9 protein-coding genes are annotated in these 9,877 nt (G+C 39.2%); 4 read left to right on the top strand and 5 right to left on the bottom strand.

The window, feature by feature from the left end; translation table 11 throughout:
- Positions 1–168: 168 nt before the first annotated feature.
- On the bottom strand, positions 169–783 hold the full coding sequence (locus HX129_RS13025) for a TetR/AcrR family transcriptional regulator (protein ID WP_180046504.1): 615 nt from the start codon (positions 781–783) through the stop codon (positions 169–171).
- A gap of 107 nt (positions 784–890) precedes the next feature.
- Here HX129_RS13025 and HX129_RS13020 point away from each other — a divergent pair, with 107 nt between their 5' ends.
- A complete protein-coding gene (locus tag HX129_RS13020; RefSeq protein WP_286435008.1) occupies positions 891–2,099 on the top strand; it encodes an oxygenase MpaB family protein in 1,209 nt (402 codons plus the stop codon).
- A gap of 40 nt (positions 2,100–2,139) precedes the next feature.
- On the opposite strand, the gene HX129_RS13015 is transcribed toward HX129_RS13020, so the two are convergent.
- From HX129_RS13015 to def, 4 genes are all read right to left on the bottom strand, one after another.
- Positions 2,140–3,327: a hypothetical protein gene (locus HX129_RS13015; protein WP_286435007.1), complete on the bottom strand. Its 1,188-nt coding sequence runs from the start codon at positions 3,325–3,327 to the stop codon at positions 2,140–2,142.
- Positions 3,328–3,421: 94 nt separating this feature from the next.
- Entirely contained in the window at positions 3,422–5,485 is a 2,064-nt protein-coding gene (locus HX129_RS13010) for a TonB-dependent copper receptor (RefSeq protein WP_286435006.1), read from the bottom strand.
- Between the two features lie 72 nt (positions 5,486–5,557).
- Positions 5,558–5,998, bottom strand: a complete 441-nt coding sequence (locus HX129_RS13005; protein WP_286435005.1) for a DUF2946 family protein — start codon at positions 5,996–5,998, stop codon at positions 5,558–5,560.
- 92 nt (positions 5,999–6,090) lie between these two features.
- Positions 6,091–6,621, bottom strand: coding sequence for a peptide deformylase (def, locus tag HX129_RS13000; protein WP_130074795.1), 531 nt, complete (start codon positions 6,619–6,621; stop codon positions 6,091–6,093).
- 122 nt (positions 6,622–6,743) lie between these two features.
- On the opposite strand from def, the gene HX129_RS12995 reads away from it, so the two are divergent.
- Genes HX129_RS12995 through tsaC form a run of 3 tightly spaced genes read left to right on the top strand, consistent with a single transcriptional unit; the run spans position 6,744 to position 9,697 of the window.
- Positions 6,744–7,898, top strand: coding sequence for a LysM peptidoglycan-binding domain-containing protein (locus tag HX129_RS12995; RefSeq protein ID WP_286435004.1), 1,155 nt, complete (start codon positions 6,744–6,746; stop codon positions 7,896–7,898).
- 52 nt (positions 7,899–7,950) lie between these two features.
- Positions 7,951–9,084, top strand: a complete 1,134-nt coding sequence (gene dprA / locus HX129_RS12990) for a DNA-processing protein DprA (RefSeq protein WP_286435003.1) — start codon at positions 7,951–7,953, stop codon at positions 9,082–9,084.
- A gap of 43 nt (positions 9,085–9,127) precedes the next feature.
- A complete protein-coding gene (gene tsaC, locus HX129_RS12985; RefSeq protein ID WP_130074798.1) occupies positions 9,128–9,697 on the top strand; it encodes an L-threonylcarbamoyladenylate synthase type 1 TsaC in 570 nt (189 codons plus the stop codon).
- The last annotated feature ends 180 nt before the right edge of the window (positions 9,698–9,877 follow it).

Below are 9,877 nucleotides of genomic sequence, written 5' to 3'. Positions count from 1 at the left end.
CCAAGTCATTGTTTTATCAGAAGTTTTAATCTTCATCACCGCCGATGGATGTGCATTCTACAGTATTTCAGATACGATACAACCCCTTTTTTTAAATTAAGTATTTACATGTCTAACTTTCAATCAATAAACAGACTAAGCTTATGTTTTTAATTAATTTTTTATTTATTATTTTATTTCATTTATATTTTCCACCTCTAAATAAGCCAATATCATCATGGTCAGTTCTTTCTTAAGCTGTTGTTCTGAAATAAGAAAACTATTGTTACTCACATAGCGCATCATGGTAAATAAGGTGCTATTAACGATCACAAATGACTTATTTTTCAGCATTTCGAAACTCCAATGCTGAAAAAACTGATTAAACACATAGATACCCACTTCAAAAAAGTGTTGTTCAACGATCTGCGCTGCTTCTGAGTTAATATATTGATGCCAATGTTTTAATACTTCGATAAAAAAACCGTTATCGGCTTTCATCATATCAAAACCAAACTGAATGCTGATTGAAATCAATTGCTCTAAAGGTCGTTGTTTTTGTTGGGTTGTAAGTTCTTTCAGTGCCATCCCAAGATTTTCACTCTTTCGACGCAGAAGTTCATCAATAATTTGTTCTTTATTTTCAAAGTACTGATAGATTGAGCCAACACTAACACCTGACTTTTCTGAGATCTTGGGTGTGGTCAGTTGGTGTATCCCCTGTTCGACTATGCAGTATTGTGTCGCTTCTAAAATATCATTCACAATCTGAATAGCTCTTTGTTGTTGAGGTTGTTTTCTCATTTATTGTCTCTTTTATGAGTGATTTAGTGCATTTTCAAAATGCGAATTGAATACGAATAATTATTCATATTAAAGTTTGAACAAATAATAATCAACAAGAGACTACTATGTCAGAACCAATGATTGCGAAACGTTTGGCATCATTTGAAAAAATGCGTCACAGCGACCTGATTTCAAAAATCTTAAATCATTTCACTGATCAGCACTTTATTCCAAGCTATGAGGATTATCTTGAATTAAATCAGAGTTTGTTCACAGGTGATGTTGCCATGGACAAAGTGATGCAATGGGTAATGGAGAATCCACGGCGCAATCGTAAGTTATTTGAAACAGCCTTGTATCAGGGAGTAGAAAAGCTTGATATTGATGAACCCGTTTTAACTGATTTTTTCGACTTGGTGACCACCCCACCTGTATGGCTTGAACCTGAGAAATTAACCACAGCAGTTAAGTTTACCCATCGGCTTGGGCATAACAGCACATTTATTTTACGGGATGCTGCTCTGATGGTCGGTTATCAATTCCCAGAGTTTAATCAACCCTTGATTATGACGGGTGCATTGAATCAATATGCCGGCAAGCGTTTAGCCGAAACGCAAAAATGGTGGCTCAATGTCAATCAACAGCAAAGTTTTCAGCGTTTCAACTCAGGTTTTATCTCAACCATTTATGTCCGTTTTATTCATGCCTTAGTACGTTTTCAGCTCAATAAATCTAAAGATTGGGATCATGCATTTTGGGGTACACCTATTAATCAGTATGACCAAGCGATGACCAATATTGCCTTTAGTGGTTTGTTGTTAATCGGTTCACGTGTTTTAGGAATTTTTCCAAGTAAAGCCGAATCGGAAGCGGTATTACATTTTTGGAAATATACAGGATGGTTAATGGGTATTGATGAAAAATGGCTCGTCAACAAAGAATCTGAAGGATGGAAATTACTGCAATGGATGAATTATGCCCATCCTGCGACTGATGACAGTAGTCGTACCTTAGCCGTCAGTTTATCTAAAGAACCTTTCGAACGACAATATCCATATTTCAAAACCTTTTTACAGAAAAAAGCCTATCGTAATCATTTAGATATTACCCAATGGTTTATTGGTAAGAAAAAAATGAAAGCGCTCGGTTTAAAACCACGCGCTGTAGCATGGTATCCATTGTATTTATTTGCCAAGAATACAATGATTTATGGAAGCGCCCGTTATAACGCACGTTTGCAACAGTTTTTACAACAACATGGTCGGGCGCAACAGGAGTATTCTAATACTTTATATCAAAATGCAGGTCAGCAATTGGCAAGTATGTATCAGTAATTTTGGGTGCAATAGGACTACAAATTGATGTATATCTTTGTCATGCAATTGAACGATGTTCTAGTCGATTTTTATAAATATTCATCACGACATCACTAAATTGATTCAGTACGTATTGAACCCATAAATCACTATACCAATTCATGTCAGTACTTAAACGATAATCCATGCTCAAAATAAGTTGGGTTTGCTGTGGTGAAATCTGTACTAGACGATATTCACTGGATAAAACATCAAAATATTGCCCACCGATTTCGATATGATCATCTAAAGAACCTTGGGGAAATGACGCTTTGTTAAATTCAGGTTTCCATGCTAAAACATAAGGTGGCTCAAAACGGGTGACTTTTTCTTGGAAATAAATACCCCGTTGCCAATAAATATGGCGTAGCAAACCTGCCTGAGTTGCTTCATTTTTCCCAAGCATTGGTTTTGGAAAACCCATGGTAAAAATAAAATTATGGGCAATCTCATGGTCTTGAACTTTCTGCACATCTGAAATTGCATCAAAAGTCTGCTGAATCGGGGCATTGATGACTATTTTACGTTCAACTTTTCCAAATTGATCAGGACTGTGTTTCGGTAAAAAACCAATCAATAAAAGTGGCAGTAATGCCAAAGAATAGATTTTGTTGGTCGGCTTCCATAAATACTGACATAAACTACGCATCAATAAAGCACCGATCACCAGTGCAGCGAAAAGCAAGGGCAATGCCATAATTACGCAAATCGTACCTTCTTTGAGTACAAAAATACTGATGACCAAGATAATAAGCATGATCCACAATTGGGTTTTTAATACATTTTTGACACTTGCAACACGTTTGCTACTCACGCTACGCACGTATTCAAATAATGCTCCCATCACAAAAGGCATGCTGATTAAAAATGTCGCCGACAAAAAGGCATCTTTATATTTTGCAAAGAATGCAGTGAGTAAAAATAGGGTAAATAATAAGAGGAAAGGTACACTTCGCCTTAAAAAACTTGCTTGACGATATTCTGCTTCACAGGCTTTAGCTGTTTGATGAGAATCCAGACACAGTAAATAAAGTGTTTCACCCTGCTCTTTACGCAGTAATCGATAGACTTTAAACGGTTCATCGGTATATTTTTTTAATGCATGGGCTAATGCAGCTTTGCGATGCTCATCCCAATGTAAAGCCGAAATCTCATATTCTTGACATGCAGCTAAAGTACGGGCGATTTCATCAATATTAATTGTCATTTCTAAAATTAAATACTTTATTTTTATAGATTTTGACAGAAGCCACTGCATGAAAACAATGGCTTTTGTCATGAATTATTTTACAGCATTGTGCTTAGAACTTCATACTGATCCGTGCCCAATAATTGCGTCCAATATTATTGAACTGTTCTGTGCTGGCAAAGCCGAAACCTGAACTGCCTGCTTTATTGAGATGCTCGGTATAGGTTTTATCGAGGACATTATCTACACCAATTGCAAGATTGACATCATCTACAAGATTATAAGATGCGTTCAGAGCCAATGTATTAAAGCTCTTACTTTCCGCCATATCATAGCCCACAATATTGCCTTGATTTAGACTAATACGGTCTTGTTTTGCCACCACACGCCACAATAAACCCAACGTATATTTGTCTTGAACATAACGTAAATTAAAACGTCCTTCTAGAGGTGCAATTTGTGGTAATGCCGTATGAGCTGTCGTATTTTCACCCCAAGCATAGGCAAGACTAAGATCTGACTGTAGTGCTTCAGTAAAGTCATAACCAATCCCTGCTTCTGCGCCTGCAATGGTTGCATCGACATTTTTAGCACCTGCACTGAAGGATGAACCATGCTGATGATAACTCATTAAAATATAGTCATCGATTAGACCTGCATATGCAGATGCCCATGACTTAAATGCGCCATGTTGGTGTTGATATCCTAGATCTAACTGCAAAGTTTTTTCAGTATTTAAATCATTAAAAGTCGGTTTAGACATGCCTGAATTGCCATGTGCTGTACTAAACAGTTCCCAGTAATCAGGCACACGTTCGACATAGCCAAGACCGATATAGGTTTTAGCATCGTGTTCAGGGTGTTGATTTTCTAAACGAATAAATGCACTTGGTAAGGTTTCTTTACGGTCATCATTTAGCTTTAATGCATCAATTTTGACTTGGTCAATACGCACACCTGAAACCAGCTTATAACGATCATTGAATTTATATCCCAACTCACCAAAAACACCATAGGATTCAAATTTCATATTGGTTGTTAAAGGCTTGTTCATCATACTGCCTGCATGATGATTTTGTTGTGTATCCATCCCTGTGATGAAGCTCAGTTTGTCCCATTCAGACGTTACCACAAGTCGTGAGTTTAACGTACGGCGCGTCACTTGCATTTCAGATGGACCTTTCATACTGCCATGATCTGCATCACCATGATGCATATCCATATCGTCATGATGATCCATATCCATCATTGGCGGTGTTCGCAGTCTAAAATTATCCATCACATGGTCGTTATAGCTATAGTTCACTTGCCCTTCAACCTTTTTAATCACATCGGTCAGGTTCTTTTTCTCAAATCTTAAACCTAAACTTTCACGGGCAAATTGCGAACCATCCATGTCACGCCCTGCATACAGTGCTTCACCATCAGATTTACCGCCTGTCAACTCTACCCACGTGTCTGCATCAGGCGTCCAACCTAAAGCGACATCCGCATTCCAACGCTCCCAAGCTGAAGGAACTGTACGACCATCACCATCTTGATAACTATTTGACTCTGAACGTCCTGCATTTAAACGCATATATTTTTGTTCATCACCAACAATGGCTTCAATATTCTGATCAATGCGTCCATACGAGCCGACCAATGCACTGGCTTGTCCTTGGTAATGATGATCTTCAGAAAGTTTTGGTTTTTGACGTTCAAAAATCACCGTTGCCGCAGAGCCAGTATTGGCATATTGAACGGTTTGAGGTCCTTTAGTGACTGTGATTCGGTCAAAACTTTCAGGCTGAATATAAGACGTTGGCGCATCCATACGTGATGGACATGCACCTAAATTTTCCGTGCCATCGGTTAAAATTTTAATACGTGAACCAAACATTCCTCTAAACGTTACATCACCGTTGGTACCACCATTCTTGATTGAGCTAAAACCTGCAATGCTTTGTAGATAATCAGCACCATCGGTTGCAGGTACAGGCTGAATCGGCTGTTTAGGATCAGCACGAACCACCAAACCATTGGCATCGTTGGCTTTTTGTGCAGTTAAGACCACAGGTGCTAACTGCTGAATATATGGTTCAGTCTCAATTTGTTCTGCCTGAACACTTCCCGAATAACACGCAACACAAATCGCAGCCGTCAGTGGCTGTAAAAAGAATTTTGGCTGAGCCATTTTCATTTCTCACTTAAATTTTAAATAAATCTCGACTGGAGCCTATGCAGACCCAGAAAAAAAGAATTGGATTTAAGCGAAAATTGGTGGGGCTCGCCCTTGTGGAATGAGAAATAAGCGCTGTAAAACGAACCAAACATGACTAAATGTCTGTTGAAATGCGAGTAAGCGAACTTGTATACGATCCAGAACCTGCTTCACCTCAAGCTCAGGAGGTAAAACCAAGTTGCCATACACTGTACAATACTGACATTGGTGGTTTGGATCATGATGGTCATGCCCAAGATTGGCATGATTCACTTGCATGGCATGAACAAAAGATTCATGAGAAGTGTGTTGATGGTGAGTTGAATGTTGATGTTTATTATAAAAATCAGTTTGTATTAAAACCTGAGAAATGGTTTCACAGACCGGCGCAATTTGATATTGCTTCGGTAGCAAAGGCTGTAAAAAAACAGCGATCTGTAAAAATACTGCTAAGCTACTTAGCAATAACCCATTTCTTAACAACATTTCAACATGTTTAACCCAACATTTTCATTGTTACAGTATAACAAAGCCCAATCAGAATTGGGCTTTTATTCAACAAAATGTCTGACAATGCATTAACGCTTTGCGGGAACTTTCTGTTTTTCACGCTGACGCACGACTTTTTCAACTTTTTCACGCGCGCGTTGACGCTTTAATGGTGACAAATAATCGACAAATAATTTACCATTTAAATGGTCGATTTCATGTTGAATACACACTGCGAGCAAACCATCTGCTTCAATTTCAAAAGTTTCACCTTCTAAATTGATAGCTTCGATTTTGACACGTGACGGGCGTTCAACTTTATCGTATATTTGAGGCACAGATAAGCAACCTTCTTCATAAGGGAGGGTTTCTTCTGTCAGCGGAATAACTTTGGGGTTAATGAATACCATCGGTTGATCTTGATGTTCAGACAAATCCATCACGATGAGTTGAATATGATGATCAACTTGTGTTGCGGCTAAACCAATGCCTGGCGCTGCATACATGGTTTCAAACATATCCGCTGCAAGCTGACGGATCTGATCCGTCACTTCATTGACTGGTTTTGCAATGGTGCGCAAACGGGGATCAGGAAAACTTAAAATAGGTAATAAGGCCATACTTATCCTCACTTGCTATGCCATTGATCTAAAAAACTAAATGAAGAATATGCTTCATTAAATAAAAGTGTGTAAGATGCAATTATAACGTATTTATACGCATAATTTCAGGAATTATGATAATGATAAAGTTTTTCAATGGCACAAAGATTAATGCCACGGGGTTTAAGAAGCAGGTTTTGGCTATGGCACTCTGCATCAGTGCAGGTGTAGCTATAGTGGACGTTGCACATGCAGCGCCGAGTCCAAACCAAAATCCACCCTCTCTAAAAGCCAATGCACCGCATGTTTATGTGGTCAAACGTGGCGATACGTTATGGGATATTGCAGGACGATTCCTCAGCAAACCATGGCGTTGGAAAGAGATTTGGGCCAGTAACCGCCATGTCAAAAACCCACATTGGATCTATCCCGGGGATAAATTATTACTCTGTAGCTTAAATGGTCGTCCACTGGTCGGTGTCGATGAGGGTGACGGCTGTGATGGTATTATTCGCCGTCATCAAGGTGGTGCATCTTTACGCCCACAAGTGCGTGTTGAATCTATTGGGAATACCATTCCAATCATTTCAAGTGCAGATATCAAACCATGGTTAGAACATAGTATTATCGTTTCACCTGAATCACTCATTGGCGTGCCTTATATTCTGGGTGCAGCGGATAATCGTGTGATTACAGGTGCAGGTCAAACCGTCTATGCTCGTGGCAATGGTTTAGTTGTTGGACAACGCTATGGTGTGTATCGTCAAGCTGAGCCATATTTCTTTGTCGATGAAAAAGGCAAAAAAATCAATGTAGGTCAAGAGCTTACTGAAGTGGCTTCTGCTGTTGCAGTTGCAGGTGAGAATGATGTTACAACGCTTGAACTGACTGACAGTTATAATGCTGAAGTCCGTAATGGTGATTATGTCTTACCTGTGTATGAGTATAATTTACCTTCTATTTTTTATCCTACAGCACAAAATGAAGTACTCACTGGTGGTAAAATCGTTCGTGTACAAGGCTCAATTGGCACAGGTGCAGTCAATGGTGTTGTAACCATTGATCGTGGTAGCGTAGATGGTGCAAAAGCTGGACAAGTATTTAGCATTTACCAACAGGGTGAAGTGGTAAAAGATCCAAAAACCAAAGAACCAATCAAACTACCGAACCAAAATGTCGGCACTTTGATGGTCTTCAAAACGTTTGAGCGTTTTAGCTATGGCTATATTTTAGATAGTGCATTGCCAATTAAAGTGGGTTCTTCAATTCAAACCCCTGCGATTGCAGAAAATTAATCTTTCTAAAACGCTCTAAAATCTAAAAACAACTAAAAAATGTGATATCGGCATGTTGAACTTTATACCTGATGTGCAATTAGACACCATCAAGTTATGGTATTTAGTTCAACATTCCAATCTTGCATTTCGTAGTCTCGAAACTTATTTTGGCTCAGTGGCAAAAGCAGTTTCGAGTGAAAATTTGCTGCGTTGGTCTGAGGTGAATATTCATAAAAATCACCTCCAACGTGCCGAAGAGTTTCTCACAGACAAAGGACAAACTTCCTTTTATCTGTGCCTTGAGAAGTTAAAACAACACTGTGATTTTATACTGTTAGACCACGACAGCCATTATCCACAACAACTCCTCCCCTATGCCGATCATCCACCCATTTTATTTGGTCAAGGCGCTTGGCAAAATTTAACACAACCCCAAGTAGCAATTGTAGGTAGCCGAAAGCCAAGCCCCCACGGTAAACAAGTGGCTTATGATTTTGCCTATTATCTCAGTGAAAAAGGCTTTTTTATTACCAGTGGTTTAGCTGAAGGAATTGATGCTGCGGCACACGCAGGCGCATTAAAAAACTTACGCACCATTGCGGTCATTGGAACAGGTTTAGAACAAGTCTACCCTACACAAAATCGACAATTACACGCACAGATTTTAGAACATGCAGGAACGATTATTTCCCTGTATTTACCTAATACACCGCCCTTAAAATCTAACTTTCCACGCCGCAATCGGATTGTGAGTGGTTTAAGTTTAGGGGTTTTGGTGGCTGAAGCTGCTTTAGAAAGTGGCTCCTTGATTACCGCTCAAGCCGCAGCCGAACAAGGCAAAATTATTTTTGCCATTCCTGGGCATATTTACAGTGAATACCATCAAGGTTGTCATCAATTAATCCGTGAGGGTGCTATTTTGGTCGACCATCCTGAGCAAATCATTGAAGATTTAGCATTACCTACACAATGGCATTGTGAAAATACTCAAAAAATCGAAGAAAAAGAAAAATTACCCGTGTTGCCTGAACATTTATTTCAACTTTATCAACAACTCGATTGGGTTGGACAAGAGATTGATATTCTTCATCAAAAGCTCAATTTAGATATTGCTGTTTTAACAGGATATCTCATGGAACTAGAGCTTTTAGGCTTATGTATTCAACAATCTGGCTTGTACTTACGTTGCCGAGCGAGTCATTAAGGTTCACAATAGCCCTTTAAAAACTGATAAGGTGGAAAGATCCATGATGACAACCTCAGTTGCTGAAGCTGCTCAAATTCTGCGTCAAGGCAAAGTGCTTGCTTATCCGACAGAGGCAGTATGGGGCTTAGGTTGCGACCCAATGAATGAACAGGCATTTTTAGAAATTTTACGCTTAAAACAGCGCCCAATTGAAAAAGGTGTCATTTTACTTGCGGGACAACTTACTCAAGTTGAACATTTATTGGAAAACTTAGAACCCAAAATCCGTCAACAAGTCATTGAAACTTGGACACATCGCACACAGACTGAACGTGCAACCACTTGGCTTCTCCCTGCTGATGAAAGCATTCCCCAGTGGATTAAAGGCAACCATCCCAAAGTTGCTGTTCGTGTCACCACACATCCTTTATGTATTGCACTCTGTAATGCGTTTAATGGTTTTATTGTTTCAACCAGCGCCAACCCTGCGGGTTTAGAACCTGCTCGTTCATTACAAGACGCCAACCGCTATTTTGCATCACAACTGAATTATTTAAATGGTGATTTAGGACTCAGCCAACAGCCAAGTCGTATTTTAGACGCTGTCACAGGTGAGATTATTCGAGCTTAAATGAGATAGCATTTTAGAATATTTGAGACTGTAAATTGAGGCTTAGGCAAAATAACGCCAAAGTATTTAAATTTCACCTCAATCATTCCATCACTTTTCTCAAATGATAGACAAAAAAAAGCTCAGCCATATAGGGTCGGCTGAGCATGAAAAAGGATGTGGATCACATCCAGAGGGTAT

It is taken from the genome of Acinetobacter sp. 251-1 (assembly GCF_030329305.1).
Lineage (GTDB): Bacteria > Pseudomonadota > Gammaproteobacteria > Pseudomonadales > Moraxellaceae > Acinetobacter > Acinetobacter piscicola_A.
Note: the sequence above shows the minus strand (reverse complement) of the source record. Positions and strands in the feature narration are given on the sequence as shown.

What these genes read in the sequence shown, in the direction of transcription:
- tsaC (WP_130074798.1), top strand. Translation starts at nt 9,128, where the DNA reads ATGATGACAACCTCAGTTGCTGAAGCTGCTCAAATTCTGCGTCAAGGC.
- HX129_RS13020 (WP_286435008.1), top strand. Translation starts at nt 891, where the DNA reads ATGTCAGAACCAATGATTGCGAAACGTTTGGCATCATTTGAAAAAATG.
- HX129_RS13010 (WP_286435006.1), bottom strand. Translation starts at nt 5,485, where the DNA reads ATGGCTCAGCCAAAATTCTTTTTACAGCCACTGACGGCTGCGATTTGT.
- HX129_RS13005 (WP_286435005.1), bottom strand. Translation starts at nt 5,998, where the DNA reads ATGTTGTTAAGAAATGGGTTATTGCTAAGTAGCTTAGCAGTATTTTTA.
- def (WP_130074795.1), bottom strand. Translation starts at nt 6,621, where the DNA reads ATGGCCTTATTACCTATTTTAAGTTTTCCTGATCCCCGTTTGCGCACC.
- HX129_RS13015 (WP_286435007.1), bottom strand. Translation starts at nt 3,327, where the DNA reads ATGACAATTAATATTGATGAAATCGCCCGTACTTTAGCTGCATGTCAA.
- HX129_RS12995 (WP_286435004.1), top strand. Translation starts at nt 6,744, where the DNA reads ATGATAAAGTTTTTCAATGGCACAAAGATTAATGCCACGGGGTTTAAG.
- dprA (WP_286435003.1), top strand. Translation starts at nt 7,951, where the DNA reads ATGTTGAACTTTATACCTGATGTGCAATTAGACACCATCAAGTTATGG.
- HX129_RS13025 (WP_180046504.1), bottom strand. Translation starts at nt 783, where the DNA reads ATGAGAAAACAACCTCAACAACAAAGAGCTATTCAGATTGTGAATGAT.